Raw genomic sequence first — 19,021 nt, 5'->3', positions numbered from 1 at the left:
TGCGGGGCTAGGCGCTGGAACTGGACATTACGTACCCTTTGTTCGAAGAGAAAATTCGGTAAAATTTTATGCTTTCTATACCAATAAAAGGGAGCAGCAAGGATTTCTCCCCACTGCTCCCTTTTTATTATTCCCCTGCCACGAATGGAAGAAGTGCCATTTGACGAGCACGTTTGATAGCTACTGTCAATTTGCGCTGGTATTTGGCGCTTGTTCCAGTCACACGGCGCGGAAGAATTTTTCCACGTTCAGAAATGAACTTTTTAAGTAGATCAACATCTTTGTAGTCGATGTGTGTAATGCCGTTTGATGTAAAGTAACATACTTTCCGGCGTCTACGTCCGCCTCTGCGTCCACCTGCCATTTAAAACCCTCCTTCGCAATTTCATTAAAATGGAAGATCGTCATCCGATATGTCGATCGGTTGTCCATCATTTGAGAATGGGTCTTCATCTGTCCGAGTATAGCCCTGGTTCCTTTGATCGCCGTAGGAGGAGCCTTGGCTTCGCTGGCCGCTGCCATCGAATGAGCTTCCGCCAAAGTCGCCGCCGCGATCTTGTGATGCAGCACTTCTTGGTTCCAGAAATTGAACATTGTCTGCAACCACTTCAGTGATATATACCCGTTTTCCATCCTGATCATCATAGCTGCGTGTCTGCAAACGGCCGTCCACCCCTGCCAAGCTTCCCTTTTTCAAGTAGTTGGCAATATTTTCTGCCTGGCGGCGCCAAGCAACACAAAAGATAAAGTCTGCTTCACGTTCCCCCTGCTGGTTGGTAAACGTACGGTTAACAGCTAATGTGAAGTTCGCAACCGGCACTCCGTTCGGCGTATAGCGCAAATCCGGATCTTTAGTTAATCGGCCAACTAATACTACTCGGTTCATCATCAGAATCAACCTCTTCCCGATTTACTATTCTTACATTGTTCCACGTGGAACATTATTTCTGTTTATTTTTCTTCTTCTTTGATTACGATATGACGGATGATATCATCGTTGATTTTAGCAAGACGGTCGAATTCCTGAACTGCTTCAGGACTTGCATTTGTGTGGATTAAGCGATAGTAACCTTCTCGGAAATCCTCAATCTCATATGCCAAGCGACGCTTGCCCCAATCCTTCGATTCGATGATTTCTGCCCCTTGGGAAGCAAGAATATTATCGAAACGCTCTACAACAGATTGTCTCGCTTCTTCCTCAATATTAGGGCGAATGATGTACATGATTTCGTACTTTCTCATCAATGGTCCACCTCCTTATGGTCTGTGCGGCCCTCAAAAATAATTAAGGGCAAGGAGCAACTTTCATTACTCACAGAGAAAAATTATAACATAAAGGACCCAATAAAACAAATATCAATTTTTCATCTTTTCGGCTGCGTCAACAATCTTTATTGGTTCTTTTTATCATTATAGAACACACGTTCCAAATAATCAATCCCTTATTAAAAAATAAAGCCATGCTTGCCTTCATGGCTTGCATGGCTTTCCATTTATTCTTCTTCCTTATTTTCGTATGCATCCCGGGATGGATTGAAGGCAAGATCCAAATCCGGATCTTCGGCAAATTCCGTTCCGTAGTTAGGCCGGACGGCTGACCTTTCATCCAGAACCGGACTTGTAAAGTTTTCATCATCCTCCACTGTTTCCCGATCAAAGAAATATGACAAGCAAATAAGGCCGCTTAATCCGACCAAGGTATAAATTAACCGCGACAACCCTGCAGTTTGTCCGCCGAATATGGCAGCCACGAGGTCAAACCTGAATAATCCGATCAATCCCCAGTTGACGGCACCAATAATAACCAAGGCCAAAGCAATCTTCCGTAAAGTATTCATGTGGCACACCCCCTTTTTTCTTCAAAGGAACCAACAGCTTTGCTATTGATTTCGTACTATTATTTGAAAAAAAGGGATGTTTTATACTTTTACAAGGAGGGTTGCTGCAATTTTATTTTTTAGCGGCAGCCTGTTCTCTCAACATGAACTTTTGCAGCTTCCCGCTTGCATTCCTCGGAAGCTCATCCATGAATTCGTAGCGGCGCGGTCTTTTATACCGGGCAAGCCGGTTATTTTCCGTACAAAACTTGTCAAGTTCCCCGGCTGTCAAAGAAAGGTCTTTCTTCACCACAAAAGCGACAACCCTTTCTCCCCATATTTCATCAGGCTCACCGACAACAGCTGCATCCAAAACGCCGGGGTGTTCGAATAAGACATCTTCGACTTCCCTCGAATAGATATTTTCACCGCCGGAAATGATCATATCTTTCACACGGTCACTCACCCACAAATAGCCTTCGTTGTCCATGTATCCAATATCCCCGGAATGGTACCATCCTTTGTACAGCGCTTCTTTTGTGGCATCTGGGCGGTTAAAGTACTCGAGCATGGTACTTGGCCCCCTCACAATGATTTCTCCCAATTCCCCGGGAACGCAAATATCTTCGGGATCGGATGGTATTCCTTCCTTTACCTTAACTACCCTTATTTCATGATTGACCAAAGCTTTTCCAGCCGCTCCTGATTTTGATAATTGCTCATCATCATATAAAACGGAAATAGCTGGGCCCATTTCGGTCATTCCATATGCCTGGAATATATCGATACCCAAAGTATTATTTACTTCTTTTACAAGGGCCGGAGCCATGGGAGCACCGCCATATAGCCCTGCACGCAAACTGGAAAAATCAGCCTCCGTCAAATCTTCGCGCAGCATCATATTCCACATTGTCGGCGCAGCAAAAAAATGGGTGATCTTCTCTTCTTTTATCGCCTGAACAAGCTCCCTGGCATCAAAATGGTGCATGATAATATTTGAGCCGCCCATCATAAGGCGCGGAAGGAAAGCACAATGGAGCTCGGCACAGTGAAACATAGGTGCTATACACAGGCCCCTTTCATTTTTTGTCACTCGCATGACGGCTGACATAATCAGACTTTGATCCACCATATTACGATGGGAATGGACGACACCTTTAGGCATCCCTGTCGTTCCTGAAGTATACATGATAGCATAGGGATCATTTTCATCGAGCTCACAATCCGGCCTCTCGCTCGTTGCTTTGGAAATTTCCCCGTAATAATCTTTTGCAAACGAATCAGGCTCATCAATGCACCAAAACTGGATATCCGAAATGTTCTTGGCGGCATGTGCAACCGGACCGCCCGTTGCTTTTTCATACAGCACGATTTTCGGGGCTGCATCACGTAAAATGAATTCCAATTCTTTTCCCATTAGGCGAAAATTGATGGGGTTGAAAACTGCTCCGATTTTCATACAGGCAAACAGAGTAGTTGCAAATTCAGCTGTGTTATATAAAACAGTGGATACCCTGTCTCCTTTTTCTACTCCCGCATTTTTAAATGCATTGGCAAGTTTATTTACCTCTTGGTCCCAATCACTGTAGGTCCAGCTTTTTCCCAGTCTCCGATCCGCAAGCCCTTCCTTTAGAGGAAACTTTGCAACAGTTTGCTCAAATACATCCCTGAGTGTAGGTCCTCCCATGTATACCACTCCCTGTATTGATATTTACTGCTCTAATCGTTCAATAATCGTTGCGTTCGCCATGCCGAAACCTTCACAAATCGCCTGAAGCCCGTGTTTTTTACCTTGCCTTTCCAATTCATGGACCAATGTCGTCATGATTCTTGCCCCGCTTGCTCCAAGCGGATGCCCTAATGCGATCGCACCTCCATTCACATTCAATTTTGCCGGGTCCGCCCCTGTTTCCTTCAGCCAATGAAGCGGGACAGAGGCGAAGGCTTCATTTACTTCAAATAAATCTATATCGGAAAGATTCATTCCGGCTTTTTCCAATGCTTTTTCCGTTGCTGCTACTGGTCCTGTCAGCATCAATGTGGGGTCAGACCCCACCACTGACCTGGAAATGACCTGGAAGCGGGGTTTCAGTCCGAGTCGCTCCGCTTTTTCTCGGGACATGAGCAATATGGCTGCAGCCCCGTCGCTGATTTGGCTTGCGTTGCCTGCGGTGACTTTTCCGTTTTTTAAAAAAGGAGGTTCCAAAGCTGCCAGTTTCTCCATTGATGTATTTTCGCGGGGGCCTTCATCTTTGTTCACAGTACCATTTTTCGTGCTGACTTCCATGATCTCACGGTCAAATCGCCCTTCCTTGATCGCCCTTACCGCTTTTTCATGGCTCTCCAAAGAAAATCGGTCCAGTTCTTCTCTGGAAAAACCCCATTGTTCTGCAATCCGTTCCGCTGAAAGACCTTGATTGATCATTTCATAACGCTCCGTTAACAGGCTGCTGTTTTTCGCTCCCTGCAAATTTGAAAACATGGGGACGCGGGACATGCTTTCCACTCCGCAAGCTATGACCACATCCATATCTCCGCTTAAAATCGCCTGGCATGCAAAATGGACAGCCTGCTGGCTTGAACCACACTGCCTGTCGATTGTGACTCCCGGGACCGTTATAGGAAATCCCGCTATCAATGCTGCCAGCCTTGCGACATCATTCGCCTGCTCACTCGTTTGTGTAACGCAGCCGGCAATGACATCCTCCACGTGGCTCGCTTCTACTTCAGCCCTTTCAGTGACTTCCTTTAAAACCATGGCAAGCAGTTCGTCCGGGCGTATATGACTTAGCATCCCGTTCCTTTTTCCAACCGGTGTCCTAACAGCTTCAACTATGACAACTTCCCTCAAACATTTCTCCCCCTTAATTATTAGAAAGCGCTTACTTTCTTTTTTCGATAGACTACAGCTGTTCTCCTTCCTATAAAAAAGAAAAAGCCTGCAAACTTGTTCACAGACTTTCTCGTAGTTAAGGAAATTATAAAATGCTCAGGTTTTGAGTAACTTATTTGTCACTTAATGCTACGTCCGGCTCCAGCGCCTTTGTTCTACTCTTATACATTAAACCGGAAATGGATAACATCCCCATCCTGTACCAAATATTCTTTTCCTTCTAACCGGACTTTTCCAGCTTCTCTAGCGGCGGCCATTGAGCCGGCATCCAGCAAATCATCATAGGAGACCGTTTCTGCGCGGATAAAGCCTTTTTCAAAATCCGTATGGATGATTCCGGCACACTGTGGGGCTTTCATTCCTTTTTTGAATGTCCATGCCCGGACTTCTTGCTCCCCCGCTGTAAAATAAGTAGCCAATCCCAGAAGATGGTATGCCGCACGGATCAATTGATCCAGTCCGGACTCTTCGATTCCCAATTCTTCAAGGAACATCGCTTTTTCGTCATCGTCGAGCACAGCGATCTCTTCTTCGATTCTGGCACTGATGATAATGACTTCCGCGTTATCTTTTTCCGCATAATCCATCACTTTTTTTACATATTCGTTGCCCGACGGATCAGCCAAATCGTCTTCTCCGACATTTGCTACGTATAAGACAGGCTTGCTTGTCAGCAAATGGAGCTGCTTGACAATTTTAAGCTGGTCATCAGAAAAATCAATGGCTCTTGCCGGCTGGTCAGATTCGAAAGCGGCTTTCAACTTGCTCAGCACTTCAAATTCCGCCATGGCTTCCTTGTCTTTTTGCTTCGCCATTTTTTCAACGCGGCCAATGCGTTTTTCAACGGTTTCCAAGTCCGCCAAAATCAATTCAAGATTAATCGTCTCAATATCGTCAATCGGATCGACTTTTCCCGATACATGCGTAATGTCACCATCTGCAAAACAGCGGACGACGTGGCATATGGCATCCACTTGGCGAATATGGGACAGGAATTTATTTCCGAGCCCTTCCCCTTTGCTCGCGCCTTTGACGATCCCGGCAATATCAGTGAATTCAAAAGCCGTCGGTACAGTTTTCTTCGGCTTGACAAGTTCAGTTAACTTTTGGAGACGGTGGTCCGGAACTTCCACGATTCCAACATTTGGGTCAATCGTACAGAATGGATAGTTCGCCGCTTCCGCTCCCGCTTTCGTAATTGCATTAAATAAGGTTGACTTGCCTACGTTTGGCAAACCAACAATCCCTGCTGTTAGGGCCATTTCGGTCACTCCTCTTTGTCGGGGCAGACTCTGCCCCCAATCCATTCATAATTATAGAGACTGAAAGGCAAAAGCGCAAGATGAATCGCTGGAAGCCTTTTTCGTGTTTGCCTGCGAGGCATCGAGGGCCTCCTGCTCTTTAAAAGAACAAAGGCGCAAGCGCCTGTTTATCGACGTACAGACTGGAGCGCTTCTGACGAGATAAAGGAAACACGCGCAGCGGAGCGGAGCGATGTTGACTTATCGTAGGAAGAAGCGTGAAGTCTGCTAGTCGATAGGCGCTGGAGCCGGACGCAGCACTAAGTGACAAATAAGTTACTTACAACCTGAGCATTTTATAATTTCTAAACAATGAAAAAGCATGAAGTCACTCCTCATGCTTTTCCAAGATCTTTTTCATTTTTCTTGTGAATTCCCGCCTCGGCAGCATGACGCTATGCCCGCACCCTTCACATTTCATGCGGATATCCATCCCCATCCGGATGATCCGCCAACGATTGGTTCCGCATGGATGAGGTTTCTTCATTTCAACAACGTCGTGAAGGTCAAATTCCTTTTTCTCCATTCTTATCCCCCTTGTCGGTCACCTAAATGATTGTCCTGCCGGTGTACGTTCCCTTGCATCATCACAATGCGCTGATACGGGATGTCCACCTGATGGGCATCTAATGCAAGCTTAATGGCCTTTCTCAGCTCTCTTGCAATAAACGCATTTTGAAGCGGCAATGTCTCCGCAGTTACCCTTAGTACAATTTCGGAAGCACCCAATTGCTGAACCCCTAGTACGCTGGGCGTCCCTACGATCTGTTCATATTTTTCCGGCATCGTTTCCAGCACATTTTCAATGAGGCTTTCCACTTTCTTCAGATCTGCCTGATACCCAAGATAAATATCTACAACAGCTACACTGTTATGCAGGGAAAAATTTGTCACTTCCGTAATGTTGCCGTTTTGAAGAATATATAATTCACCGGTCCAGTTCAATATTTTTGTTGTCCGGAGGCCAATTTCATCGACGGTACCCTCAAACTCCCCGATTCGAACATAGTCGCCTACGGAAAATTGATCTTCAAAGATGATGAAAAAGCCGCCAATAATGTCTTTTACAAGATTCTGTGCGCCAAAGCCTACAGCCAGGCCCAGAATCCCCGCACCAGCCAGGATTCCTGTCACATTGATTGTCAATGCCGAAAGAATCATGACGATAGCAATAAAATACACCGTATACGTCAAGATATTTTGCAAAAGCTTGATAAGGGTTGCTTCACGCCTCTCTGAAAATTGCAGCGGCACCTTCGATCTTCTTTTAAAAATTCTTCCGATCGCAGCCTTTCCGACTCGTATGATGATAGAAGACAAAATAATAATAATAATGATTTTTAAGGCTATAAATCCATATTTAATCCATAATTCAGGGTCGGTCAGCTTATCTATAAATAGGTTCGTATTTTTTTCGAGTTTTTCAAGTTCTTTAAGTTGTTCATCCATTGAGTTCACCTGACTCGTTTCTTAAATTCGTTTCTTTATTTTATCAATAATTCATGTCCCTTTCCAATGACACACAAAAAGTCCTCCCTAACCCCATCTCCATGTATAGAAAACGGCGGTTCTTCGTATACTGTTTATCAAATGGAAATTAAAACGACGGAGCTAAAGGGGGATTGGAGTGGAGCAACAGAATATAATTGATGCAATTGTGCATTTTGAGGATCAAGCTGCTGTCCATAAAATATCAGATGCACTTTTGGACCTTCTTCCCTCGCAGAAAAATCAGCCTGTCGTCATCATATGCATCGGGACAGACCGGTCAACCGGAGATTCGCTCGGACCGTTAATCGGATCCTTCTTGCATGAGGCCGGAATGAACTTTTTTCATGTGTACGGAACATTGGAGAACCCCGTTCATGCCATGAACCTGAAGGATATTTTGGCTCATGTAAAAAAAACATACAAAAACCCGTTCATCATTGGGATCGACGCCTGTTTGGGCAGGATAGCAAACATCGGTGAAATCAAGGTCGGAACAGGCCCAATCAAGCCCGGAGCGGGGGTAAATAAAAAGCTCCCGGAAGTAGGCGACGCTTTTATCACCGGAATCGTCAATATGGCCGGCCATCTGGAATTTGTCGTGCTTCAAAATACGCGGCTGAATCTTGTCATGAAGCTGGCAAAAAAGATTGCTGCAGCCCTTGTCGAGACGGACAGAATATACGACAAAAAAAGAACCTTCCAGTCAATCGGTTTCAACTTTGTAAAAAGGAAATCGGCTAAATAGCAAAACGGAAAGGCAAGACATTAACGCGTTAAAGCGGCGGGGGCCTGTCCCCAGGCCTTCTTCCTGTTTCTTTTACATTATTTTCACTTGAAAAATATGTATCATTGTAACAATTACCGCCACTACCAGAATGCTTGGCAGCAGGTTGGCCACCCGGATCTTCGTCAAGCCGACCAAATTCAGGCCGATTGCAAAAATCATAATTCCTCCGGTTGCTGTCATTTCCAATATAAAAACATCCATCAATTCCTGTGGTACAAGCCGATTGATCTGGGTTGCAAACAAAGCGAGTGTTCCCTGATAAAGAACGACCGGAATGACGGAAAAAATGACGCCAATTCCGAGTGTTGTCGATAAAATAAGGGCAGTGAACCCATCGATAATCGCTTTCGTGTACAGCACATTGTGGTCATTCCGGATTCCGCTGTCAAGCGCTCCAAGAATTGCCATTGCGCCAATCACGAAAATGAGCGTGGCAGTGACAAAGCCCTGAGCAATGCTCCCAGTACCGCCAAAACCACCCATCTTTCTTTCCAGCCATCGGCCCACAGCGGCAAGCTTATCATCGAGTGCCCACCATTCACCCAGCACAGCACCAACAACAAGGCTGATGATGACGATTAAAAAGTTTTCGCTTTTAAATCCCATCTGCAGCCCGAGAACTATGACCGCCAATCCGATTCCATACATGACTGTTTCCTTCATTTTTTCCGGAATGGATTGAAGGAATCTTCCAAGCAGTGTGCCAATAATAATACAGATTCCATTAATAATCGTACCCATTAAAACCATGAACTCACCTGACTCTTCCTATAATGAAGCAGTCACTCTCTTAACTCCATTATTTCCAAAATGCGTTCCAGATCTTCCTGGGAAAGAAACTCGATTTCGATCTTTCCCTTTTTCTTCGTTTGGCTAATTGTAACAGTTGTTCCAAACTTTTCTCTCAGACGATCTTCCCGTTCCCTTATAAAAACATCCTTCTTAATCGTTTTCTTTTTTGTTTCACGTGGAACATTTTCATTTAATCTTTGGATCAGCTTCTCCAGCTGGCGGACATTCAATCCTTCTTTTATTGTTTGTTCCGCGACGGAAACCATCTTGTTCTTCTGTTTGAGCCCAAGCAATGTCCTGCCATGGCCCATGGATAATTTCCCCTCTGTAATCAAGTTTTGGATTTTTGGCGGCAGTGTAAGCAGCCGGATATGATTGGCAATATAAGGCCTGCTTTTACCAAGCCTTTTGGCCAGATCTTCCTGCGTAACACCGAGCCTGTCCATTAAAGTTTGATAGGCGGCCGCTTCTTCCATTGGCGTCAAATCCTCGCGCTGCAGGTTTTCCAAAACTGCAAGCTCCATCATTTGGGAATCATTAAATTCTCTGATCACCGCAGGAATTCTTTTTAAATGGGCCGCTTTAGCCGCGCGGAACCGCCTTTCCCCGGCAACAATTTCGTAACTCTTCCCGTTTTTTCTTACAATGATCGGCTGTAAAATCCCATGCTCTTTAATAGATTCCTTGAGCTCGGCAATCGCTTCGGCGGAAAAATTTTTCCTTGGTTGATAGGGATTAGGCTTGATTTCAGTCAATTGGATTTCCCGTACCGTCTCCTCTGTTCCTACATCCACATCTATGTTCGCAAACAAAGCATTAATGCCTTTTCCCAGTCCTTTAGCCAACTTCAGCCACTTCCTTTGCGAGTTCTAGATAAACTTCCGCTCCCCTTGATCTGGGATCGTAAATGATGATCGGCTGCCCGTGACTCGGCGCTTCACTCAGCCGGATGTTTCTTGGAATCACCGTTTGATAAACCTTATTTTGAAAGTATTTCTTCACTTCCTGAATGACTTGGAGACCGAGATTTGTCCGGGCATCCAGCATCGTCAGGAGCACACCCTCTATCATCAGTTCCTGATTCAAATGTTTCTGTACAAGCCGGACTGTATTTAACAGCTGGCTGAGCCCTTCCAGTGCATAATATTCGCATTGAACAGGGATCAATACCGAATCAGACGCCGTTAAGGCGTTGATTGTCAGCAATCCGAGCGACGGAGGGCAGTCTATCAAAATAAAATCATATTGATCCCTTACTTCGTCCAAAGCACGTTTCAGACGGACTTCCCTTGAGATGGTCGGTACAAGCTCAATTTCGGCACCCGCCAGTTGAATGGTCGACGGGACTACCGACAGATTTTCCACTGCCGTCTCCTGAATCACTTTTTTAATATCTGTATCATCAACGAGCACGTCATAGACGCATTCATTGACCTCCCCTTTATCAATCCCCGCTCCGCTTGTCGCATTCCCTTGCGGATCTATATCTACAATTAATACTTTTTTTCCGATGTAAGCCAAACAGGCCCCTAAATTGATGGAGGTTGTCGTTTTTCCGACGCCCCCTTTTTGGTTGGCTATGGAAATAATCTTTCCCAACAATTTCACCTACCCCTTACTTCCTACGAAGATTGTTCGCACCTCATCCATTTTATCAAATAATGAACAATTATTTTATCGTAATCTAAAAAAATGGGAAACTTGTTTTTTCAAGCTTCCCATGGCCAGGTTAAATAATCTATTTTTCTTTGTTTTTTGGAATTTTAATAGTGATTTGATAGTAATGGTCGAAATCTTCTTCCGTGGAATCCAGCTTAATTCCTGTGTCAGCCACCATTGAAAGCGACTGGCGGATGGTGTTGACGGCAATCCGCATATCTTTGCTGACGGCTTTCCGCCTTTTGGCCGGCTTGGGCTTTTCATCCGAAAGCATCCTGGCCACTTGTTCTTCCGTCTGTTTGACATTTAAATTCTTTTCGATGATCATTTCCATTAATTTTATCTGTTTATCGGATTCTTTTAATGGAATCAAAGCACGGGCATGGCGCTCGGTAATTTCCTTTTTTAGAAGGCCTTCCTGTATCTCTTCCGGAAGTTTAAGAAGGCGAAGTTTGTTTGCCACAGTGGATTGGCCTTTTCCAAGCCTCTGGGCCAACGCTTCCTGCGTCAAATTATGAAGTTCCAGCAGTTTTCCGTATGCCATGGCTTCCTCAATCGGAGTCAGTTCCTCCCTTTGCAGGTTTTCAATCAAAGCGACGGAAGCTGTCTCGGTATCATTCAGATTTTTAATGATAGCGGGTATTTCTTCCCAGCCAAGCATCTGGACAGCGCGGAATCTTCGTTCGCCTGCTATGATTTCAAATTGTTCATTCCCTGCTTCCCTGACAACAATCGGCTGGATGATTCCATGTGTATGGATCGTACGGGCCAGTTCTTCTATCTTTGAATCATCAAAAATAGTCCGCGGCTGGAACCGGTTCGGAAAAATGGCGGAAACAGAAATATTTCTTACTTCTTCCCGTTCTGCCAGATCCTCTGCTTCTGCCTCTATCTCATTCTCTGCCGGCAGCTCTTTATCACCCAACCCAAAAAAACGCGAGAAAGGATGTTTCATCCTTCTACACCACCTTGAAATAGTAACTCCCTTTTATACATCATACTATTTTTTCTTCTATTTTTCCTGCCGAACTTTTGCTCTATCTTCTATAAAATTATTCCAACGGCAATTTATTCGGAGTGCCCGGCTTGCGCGGATATTTTTTGGGTGTTTTTTTCACCTTTTCCACAATGACGATATTCCGTTCGCTTTCTTCAATCGGCAGTTGGAAAGAATGGACATCCGCCAATTTTCCGCCAAGCAGCTTGACCGCTTTTTCACCTGCAGCAAGCTCCTCTTCGGCATTGGTCGCTTTTAAAGCAACGAACAATCCGCCCTCTTTGACGAGCGGCAGGCAAAGTTCAGCCAAAACGGACATTCTTGCAACAGCACGCGCCGTCACGATATCAAACTGCTCCCGGAACTCTTCTTTTTTTGCAAAAGTTTCCGCCCTGTCATGGTAAAAGAATGTATCATCAAGTTCCAATTCTTTTGCAAGCTCATGCAAAAAAGTGATCCGCTTTTTCAACGAATCTACGATCGTCACTTTGATTTCCGGAAAACAGATTTTCAGCGGAATGCTCGGAAATCCGGCTCCCGCTCCCACATCACAAAGCGACAGTGGCTGACTCAAATCGAGAAAAAAAGCGGCGCTCACCGAATCATAGAAGTGCTTCAAATACACTTCATCATGATCGGTGATCGCTGTCAGGTTCATTTTTTCATTCCACTCTACAAGGATCTTGTAATAAAGCTCGAATTGCTCCAGCTGGCGGGCGCTTAACTCAATTCCATTGTTCTTTAATTGTTCCGTAAATTCCTCAATATTCATTGGCTGACCCTTTCTTAAGCATATGGATAATGATTGTCCAGCTTCAGCGCCTATCGACTAGCAGACTTCGCGGACTCCTCCTACGATAAGTCAACATCGGCTCGCCTGTGGCTTCGCCGTGTTTCCTTTATCTCGTCGGAGCCGCTCCAGTGTCTAGCTTCAGACGGCAGGGGCTCGAGGTCGCTTCGGTCAATCCAATGAAGTCAAAGAACGACTTCACTGGATTGCCCTCCAGCGCTTGTCGCCCCTAAACGGCCGTCTTCCGCATTTCAGTCTGTACGTCGATGGGCAGGCGCTTGCGCTTTTCTATAATCAGTCATCTCCCGATACTCTGGCAATTTTTCCATGTTCAATATATACCAACAGGATGGAAATATCCGCCGGATTGACTCCTGAAATGCGGGATGCCTGGGCGATGGACAGCGGGCGCACTTTGTTCAGCTTCTGGCGCGCTTCTGTCGCTATGCCATTGATGGCATCATAATCAATATCTTCAGGGATTTTCTTATTCTCAAGCTTTTTCAGCTTTTCCACCTGCTGCAGTGATTTTTCGATATATCCTTCATACTTGATCTGAATTTCCACTTGGTCGATCACATCTTCAGACAGTTCTTTTTCCGGGGGTATCAACTGGGCAATATGGGAATATTTCATTTCCGGGCGCTTCAATAGATCGGATGCACGGATCCCGTCCTTCAATTCGCTTCCGCCTGCTTCGCGGATGAGTGCCTGTGTTTGCTCATTCGGTTTTAAAATCGTCTTTTGCAGGCGTTTGATTTCTGCTTCTATATCTGCTTTTTTCTTCGTGAATTTCTCATATCTTTCCTGGGAAATTAATCCGATTTCATAACCGAGATCCGTCAAACGGAGATCACAGTTGTCCTGGCGGAGCAAAAGCCGGTATTCTGCACGTGAAGTCAGCAGGCGATACGGCTCGTTCGTTCCCTTTGTGACAAGGTCATCAATCAGGACACCGATATATGCATCGGAACGGCTTAAGATGACTTCCTCTTTTCCAAAAATATTTCTCGCCGCGTTAATTCCCGCCATCAAACCTTGGGCGGCCGCTTCCTCGTAACCGGACGTTCCGTTGATCTGTCCGGCAGTGTAAAGATTTTTGATCTTTTTTGTTTCCAGTGTCGGCCACAGCTGGGTAGGCACGATGGCATCATATTCAATGGCATATCCCGGTCTCATCATACGGGCATTTTCAAGTGCAGGGATTGTTTTGAGCAGTTCATGCTGAACTTCTTCCGGCAAGCTGGTTGACAGTCCCTGAACATATACTTCGTTCGTATGCCGCCCTTCCGGTTCAAGAAAAATCTGATGGCGCGGTTTATCATTGAAACGGACGACCTTATCTTCAATGGAAGGACAGTAGCGGGCGCCGGTTCCTTTAATCATTCCTGAAAACATCGGGGAACGGTGCAGATTTTCATCGATCAGCCTGTGTGTATGTTCATTCGTATACGTCAGCCAGCATGGAAGCTGGTCTGTGATCATTTTCGTTGTTTCATAGCTGAATGCCCTTGGCTCTTCGTCGCCGGGCTGGATTTCCGTCAGGCTGTAGTCAATTGTCTGGCTGTTAATTCTAGGCGGTGTCCCTGTTTTGAACCGTTCCATGTCAAATCCAAGCTCCTGCAGATGTTCCGAAAGCTTGATGGATGGCTGCTGATTGTTCGGGCCGCTCGAATATTTCAGCTCACCCAAAATAATTTCACCGCGAAGGAACGTTCCTGTTGTGATGACAACAGCTTTTGAACGGTAAACGGCGCCTGTCATCGTGACAACGCCATGGCATACTCCGTCTTCTACAAGCAGCTTGTCGACCATTCCCTGATGCAATGTCAGATTCGGTTCATTTTCAAGTGTATTTTTCATTTCATGCTGGTACTGGAACTTGTCGGCCTGTGCGCGCAAAGCTTGGACTGCCGGTCCTTTTCCGGTATTCAGCATTCTGATTTGAATGGCAGTTTTATCGATGTTCTTTCCCATCTCGCCGCCGAGCGCGTCGATCTCCCTGACAACAACACCTTTAGCCGGTCCGCCGATGGACGGGTTGCACGGCATGAAAGCGACCATGTCCAGGTTGATGGTGATCATCAAAGTTTTCGCACCCATTCTGGCGGCCGCCAGGCCCGCTTCGCATCCGGCATGACCTGCTCCCACTACAATGATGTCATACTGGCCTGCTTCATATTGCTGCATGCGTCTTACCTCCTTTAAATTATTTCCCTAAACAAAATTGCGAGAATAGCTGATCGATCAAACTATCCTGTACCGTGTCTCCAATGATTTCACCAAGCAGTTCCCACGTCCTCGTCATATCGATTTGGACAATGTCAATCGGAGTGCCCGCCGCAATGCCTGCCTGCACATCTTCGATCGCCTGAAGCGCCTGATGCAAAAGGGCGATATGGCGGCTGTTTGAAACATACGTGATATCGCCGGCTTCCAATTCCCCATGGAAAAACATATCGGCTATCCCCTGCTCCAGATCGTCAATCCCTTCTTCCTGTAGCAATGAAGTAGTAATGATCCGATGCTTGCCTGCGACTTTTTTGACTTGTTCCATATCTATTTTCCTTGGCAAATCCGTCTTATTGACGATGACAATGACATCCATGCCTTCAACAGCTGCAAACAGCTGCTTATCCTCCGGAGTGAACGGCTCTGCCGAATTCAACACAAGCAAAATAAGATCCGCTTCCTTGAGGACCTTCCTTGACCGCTCGACACCGATTCTTTCCACTATATCTTCCGTTTCCCTAATACCCGCTGTATCCACCAGGCGCAAAGGTACTCCGCGAACATTCACATATTCTTCAATGACATCCCTTGTTGTTCCAGGAACATCTGTAACAATGGCTTTATTTTCCTGAACGAGGCTGTTCAGCAATGATGACTTTCCGACATTCGGCCGGCCGATAATGACCGTCGACAGTCCTTCACGCAATATTTTACCTTGTTCAGCCGTTTTTAGTAATTTGTTTATCTCTTTTTGAATATGATCCGCTTTTTCCGTCAGCATGCGGTGCGTCATTTCTTCCACATCATCATATTCAGGATAATCAATGTTCACTTCCACATGTGCCAGGGTTTCGAGAATTTCCTGGCGCAATGCAGTAATCAATTTGGAAAGGCGCCCTTCCATTTGATCAAGTGCCACATTCATTGCCTTGTCCGTTTTCGCCCGGATCAGATCCATGACAGCTTCTGCCTGGGATAAATCGATTCTTCCATTAAGAAATGCCCTTTTGGTGAATTCCCCAGGTTCAGCAAGACTGGCCCCATTGTTTAAAACTAATTGAAGTACGCGGTTGACGGACACCATCCCGCCGTGGCAGTTGATTTCCACTACATCCTCTTTCGTATAAGTCCGCGGTGCCCTCATGACGCTTACCATTACTTCCTCTATCGTTTCCTCTGTTTTCGGCTGGATGAGCCGGCCATAATGAATCGTATGGGAGGCAGCTTCTTTCAAGCTCTTTCCGCTTGCGCTTCGAAAGATTTTTTCCGCTATATCAACCGCTTCTTCCCCGCTGATCCGGACGATGGCGATTCCGCCTTCGCCGAGCGGCGTGGAAATGGCTGCTATCGTATCAAAATCCATCTTGCTCACCACTTTTTTTAAAAAATAAGTACAAATTTTTTTAAAGATATTCGTATAAAATTATTGTGCTTTGTCCAGCTCCAGCGCCCAGCGACTAGCAAACTTCGCACTCCTCCCCTACGATAAGTCAACATCGGCTCCTTCGTCGCCGCGTTTCCTTTATCTCATTGCGGAGTACTCCAGTTTGTACGTCGCTAAACGGGCGCTTGCGCTTTTCTTTAATCCACAATAAAATTTTCGTCCAAAACATCAGGTTTTATCCACAAGCTAAAAAGCCGTACTCTTTATTTTAGCTTATCCACATGTGAATAACAATGCAGCACGGTTACGTTTTAACAAAAAAATAACATCATATTGTTGGGACCTTATTTTCTTTCAGGCCCAATTGCCTCCAATTCCTTACTAAGAGCAGCGTTCAGCCGCTCTGACAGTCATAATCTCCGTATATCCTATTGATTTCCTCTTTCTTCTTGACGGCACCCTTCTAAACTTTCATCAAGCTTGCCCGGACTTATTGGAATTCCTCAAACAGAACAAAGGCGCAAGCGCCTGTTTATCGACGTACAGACTGGAGCGCTTCTGACGAGATAAAGGAAACACGCGCAGCGGAGCGGAGCGATGTTGACTTATCGTAGGAAGAAGCGTGAAGTCTGCTAGTCGATAGGCGCTGGAGCCGGACGCAGCACTAAGTGACAAATAAGTTACTTACAACCTGAGCATTTTATAATTTCCTAACAACAAAAAAAACACCTCCCGCATATGGGAGATGTCATTTCGGCTGGATGACGACATATCGATTCGGCTCTTCCCCTCTGGAAATCGTTTCGACATCTTCGTTTTCAGCAAGCACTGTATGTATGATTTTTCGTTCGTAATTGGGCATGGGCTCCAATGAAACGGGCTCGCCCAGCTGAGTTGCTTTGGATGCAAGCCTTTCGGCAAGACGTACGAGCGTTTCTTTCCGCCTGTCCCGATAATCTTCCGGATTCAGGATCACTCTTATGTAATGGGATGAATGGCGGTTGGCTACAAGCTGCGTCAAATATTGCAGGGCATTGAGGGTCTGCCCCCGCTTTCCGATCAGCAGCCCCATTTTTTCTCCTGAAATATTGAACATGACATTTCGCCCGTCTTTTTCGACAATGTCGATCTCCGCTTCAATTCCCATATTTTTCACGATGTTTTGTAAAAACTGTTCCGCTGATTCGACAGCGCCCGGCTTTGCCGTCACTTCAACGACAACCGGGCGCGACCCAAACAGCCCGAATAGTCCCTTTTTTCCTTCGTCAATAATTTTGATTTCTACTTGATCTTCTGTAGTCTCTAGTTGAGCCAAAGCCGATTGTACTGCTTCTTCCACGGTTGATCCGGTTGCAGTGACTTGTCTCACTTTTTAGCTCCCCTCACCTTTCCATCGTTGGCCGCTGTCCCTTCAACGACCGGCGGCTTAATAAAATACGTCTGAACGATCATAAAAATATTACCGACTACCCAGTATAAAGAAAGCGCTGCTGGAAAATTGATTGCAAAAACCATAATCATGACCGGCATGATATAAAGCATCATCTGCATTTGCGGATTGGCGCCTTCTGTACCTGCCATCATCAGCTTTTGCTGCAGAAACGTCGTAATCCCCGCAACGACCGGTAATATATAGAAAGGATCCGGTGCACCCAAATCAAACCAAAGAAATCTATGGGTAGCAATTGCTTCTGTTCTAATAATTGCCTGGTAAAAACCGATGATGATCGGCATTTGAATTAATAATGGAAAACATCCCGCCAAGGGGTTAACGCCGTGTTTTTGAAAAAGCTGCATCATTTCTTGCTGCAATTTTTGCTGGGTTTGAGCGTCTTTAGAGCTGTACTTCTCTCTTAATTTTTGCATTTCCGGCTGGAGTACCTGCATCGCCTTTGAATTCTTTGTTTGTTTAATCATGAGCGGCAGGATGGCAAGACGAATCAATAACGTAGCGATAACAATCCCCAAACCATAGCTATTGCCAAAAAATTCGGCAATTGTTGTAATCAGCCATGATAAAGGATATACGATATACTTGCTCCAAAAACCAGTGCTTTCAGATGTAATCGGCACAGGGTTATTGTACGTAGAACAACCGGCTGCAATTACGACAAGCGCAAGCACAGCTGCCATGAGTAATATTCTTTTTTTCAAAACTTCATATCCTCCCTGTGTATGAAAATAACCCCTGTATGGGCAATTAGATATGGTCTATCGGTTATTTTAACACTTTTCATAGTCGCTGTTGATTAAAATCATGTTTATTTTTCGCATGCTTTGTCTTTTTCAGACTTTTTCCAAGCCGGAGGACATGTTCCAGGCTTTTTTTCACTGAATGATAATCCATTTCGGCCGCCGGTTTCCTGGCGATGATAACAAAATCCTTATTGTGGCTCACTTGCTCCTCAAGCTCGTGGAATACTTGGCGGATATAGCGCTTGATCCTGTTTCTCGTTACCGCATTTCCAATCTTTTTGCTTACAGACAGGCCGATCCTGAAATGGGCCTGTCCCTCTTTTTCCAGCATATATATGATAAACTGCCTGTTCGCTACTGATTTCCCTTTTTTAAAAACTAATTGAAACTCTGCATTTTCCTTGATTCTATATGTTTTTTTCATATATCCACCTCAACATAGAAAAGCGCAAGCGCCTGTCCATCGACGTACAGACTGAAATGCGGAAGACGGCCGTTTAGGGGCGACAAGCGCTGGCCGCCGACAAACGCCACATCCTGTGGCGTCGGTGGCACTAGGACATCCTGTCCGTCGGAGGGCAGTCCAGTGAAGTCGTTCTTTGACTTCATTGGATTGACCGAAGCGACCTCGAGCCCCTGCCGTCTGAAGCTAGACACTGGAGTGCCTCTGACGAGATAAAGG

Annotated in this window: 21 protein-coding genes; 1 reads left to right on the top strand and 20 read right to left on the bottom strand. The window is 45.5% G+C overall.

What is annotated here, in order from left to right; all coding sequences use genetic code 11:
* Positions 1–127: 127 nt before the first annotated feature.
* From rpsR to D4N35_RS11080, 9 genes are all read right to left on the bottom strand, one after another.
* On the bottom strand, positions 128–364 hold the full coding sequence (rpsR, locus tag D4N35_RS11120) for a 30S ribosomal protein S18 (RefSeq protein ID WP_120073541.1): 237 nt from the start codon (positions 362–364) through the stop codon (positions 128–130).
* Positions 365–388: 24 nt separating this feature from the next.
* Positions 389–889 carry a single-stranded DNA-binding protein gene (gene ssb / locus D4N35_RS11115; RefSeq protein WP_120073539.1) on the bottom strand — a complete coding sequence of 167 codons (501 nt, stop codon included), beginning with the start codon at positions 887–889 and terminating at the stop codon, positions 389–391.
* Between the two features lie 62 nt (positions 890–951).
* Positions 952–1,242 (bottom strand): 30S ribosomal protein S6, encoded by a 291-nt coding sequence (rpsF, locus tag D4N35_RS11110; protein ID WP_120073536.1) that lies wholly within the window; start codon positions 1,240–1,242, stop codon positions 952–954.
* Between the two features lie 251 nt (positions 1,243–1,493).
* Entirely contained in the window at positions 1,494–1,838 is a 345-nt protein-coding gene (locus D4N35_RS11105) for a DUF378 domain-containing protein (protein WP_120073534.1), read from the bottom strand.
* A gap of 112 nt (positions 1,839–1,950) precedes the next feature.
* Positions 1,951–3,504: a fatty acid--CoA ligase gene (locus D4N35_RS11100; protein ID WP_120073532.1), complete on the bottom strand. Its 1,554-nt coding sequence runs from the start codon at positions 3,502–3,504 to the stop codon at positions 1,951–1,953.
* Between the two features lie 24 nt (positions 3,505–3,528).
* Positions 3,529–4,668: a thiolase family protein gene (locus D4N35_RS11095; RefSeq protein ID WP_120073530.1), complete on the bottom strand. Its 1,140-nt coding sequence runs from the start codon at positions 4,666–4,668 to the stop codon at positions 3,529–3,531.
* Positions 4,669–4,871: 203 nt separating this feature from the next.
* Complete coding sequence (ychF, locus tag D4N35_RS11090) at positions 4,872–5,972, bottom strand: redox-regulated ATPase YchF (RefSeq protein ID WP_120073528.1); 1,101 nt, start codon at positions 5,970–5,972, stop codon at positions 4,872–4,874.
* A 367-nt stretch (positions 5,973–6,339) separates the two neighbouring features.
* Positions 6,340–6,543 (bottom strand): DUF951 domain-containing protein, encoded by a 204-nt coding sequence (locus tag D4N35_RS11085; RefSeq protein ID WP_425326480.1) that lies wholly within the window; start codon positions 6,541–6,543, stop codon positions 6,340–6,342.
* Complete coding sequence (locus D4N35_RS11080; RefSeq protein ID WP_120073524.1) at positions 6,540–7,460, bottom strand: mechanosensitive ion channel family protein; 921 nt, start codon at positions 7,458–7,460, stop codon at positions 6,540–6,542. Before D4N35_RS11080 ends, D4N35_RS11085 begins: the two co-directional genes overlap by 4 nt.
* A gap of 178 nt (positions 7,461–7,638) precedes the next feature.
* On the opposite strand from D4N35_RS11080, the gene yyaC reads away from it, so the two are divergent.
* Complete coding sequence (yyaC, locus tag D4N35_RS11075; RefSeq protein ID WP_120073522.1) at positions 7,639–8,247, top strand: spore protease YyaC; 609 nt, start codon at positions 7,639–7,641, stop codon at positions 8,245–8,247.
* A gap of 72 nt (positions 8,248–8,319) precedes the next feature.
* On the opposite strand, the gene D4N35_RS11070 is transcribed toward yyaC, so the two are convergent.
* From D4N35_RS11070 to D4N35_RS18525, 11 genes are all read right to left on the bottom strand, one after another.
* Positions 8,320–9,039, bottom strand: coding sequence for a DUF554 domain-containing protein (locus tag D4N35_RS11070; protein WP_120073520.1), 720 nt, complete (start codon positions 9,037–9,039; stop codon positions 8,320–8,322).
* Positions 9,040–9,071: 32 nt separating this feature from the next.
* Positions 9,072–9,926: a ParB/RepB/Spo0J family partition protein gene (locus D4N35_RS11065; protein ID WP_120073518.1), complete on the bottom strand. Its 855-nt coding sequence runs from the start codon at positions 9,924–9,926 to the stop codon at positions 9,072–9,074.
* Complete coding sequence (locus D4N35_RS11060; protein WP_120073600.1) at positions 9,919–10,680, bottom strand: ParA family protein; 762 nt, start codon at positions 10,678–10,680, stop codon at positions 9,919–9,921. Before D4N35_RS11060 ends, D4N35_RS11065 begins: the two co-directional genes overlap by 8 nt.
* Positions 10,681–10,819: 139 nt before the next feature.
* A complete protein-coding gene (noc, locus tag D4N35_RS11055; protein WP_120073516.1) occupies positions 10,820–11,695 on the bottom strand; it encodes a nucleoid occlusion protein in 876 nt (291 codons plus the stop codon).
* A gap of 97 nt (positions 11,696–11,792) precedes the next feature.
* Positions 11,793–12,509 carry a 16S rRNA (guanine(527)-N(7))-methyltransferase RsmG gene (gene rsmG / locus D4N35_RS11050; protein WP_120073514.1) on the bottom strand — a complete coding sequence of 239 codons (717 nt, stop codon included), beginning with the start codon at positions 12,507–12,509 and terminating at the stop codon, positions 11,793–11,795.
* Between the two features lie 312 nt (positions 12,510–12,821).
* On the bottom strand, positions 12,822–14,717 hold the full coding sequence (gene mnmG / locus D4N35_RS11045; RefSeq protein ID WP_120073511.1) for a tRNA uridine-5-carboxymethylaminomethyl(34) synthesis enzyme MnmG: 1,896 nt from the start codon (positions 14,715–14,717) through the stop codon (positions 12,822–12,824).
* A gap of 19 nt (positions 14,718–14,736) precedes the next feature.
* Positions 14,737–16,122: a tRNA uridine-5-carboxymethylaminomethyl(34) synthesis GTPase MnmE gene (gene mnmE / locus D4N35_RS11040; protein WP_120073509.1), complete on the bottom strand. Its 1,386-nt coding sequence runs from the start codon at positions 16,120–16,122 to the stop codon at positions 14,737–14,739.
* A 769-nt stretch (positions 16,123–16,891) separates the two neighbouring features.
* Positions 16,892–17,512 (bottom strand): RNA-binding cell elongation regulator Jag/EloR, encoded by a 621-nt coding sequence (gene jag / locus D4N35_RS11035; RefSeq protein ID WP_120073507.1) that lies wholly within the window; start codon positions 17,510–17,512, stop codon positions 16,892–16,894.
* Positions 17,509–18,297 carry a YidC family membrane integrase SpoIIIJ gene (gene spoIIIJ, locus D4N35_RS11030; protein ID WP_120073505.1) on the bottom strand — a complete coding sequence of 263 codons (789 nt, stop codon included), beginning with the start codon at positions 18,295–18,297 and terminating at the stop codon, positions 17,509–17,511. Before spoIIIJ ends, jag begins: the two co-directional genes overlap by 4 nt.
* Positions 18,298–18,376: 79 nt before the next feature.
* Positions 18,377–18,763: a ribonuclease P protein component gene (gene rnpA / locus D4N35_RS11025; RefSeq protein WP_120073503.1), complete on the bottom strand. Its 387-nt coding sequence runs from the start codon at positions 18,761–18,763 to the stop codon at positions 18,377–18,379.
* A complete protein-coding gene (locus tag D4N35_RS18525) occupies positions 18,760–18,894 on the bottom strand; it encodes a hypothetical protein (RefSeq protein ID WP_268920377.1) in 135 nt (44 codons plus the stop codon). Before D4N35_RS18525 ends, rnpA begins: the two co-directional genes overlap by 4 nt.
* Positions 18,895–19,021: the final 127 nt, after the last annotated feature.

This window comes from Siminovitchia fortis (assembly GCF_003605365.2).
In the GTDB taxonomy this organism is placed as follows: domain Bacteria; phylum Bacillota; class Bacilli; order Bacillales; family Bacillaceae_C; genus Siminovitchia; species Siminovitchia fortis.
The sequence above is the reverse complement of the archived record's forward strand: the minus strand, read 5'-3'. Positions and strand labels throughout refer to the sequence as shown.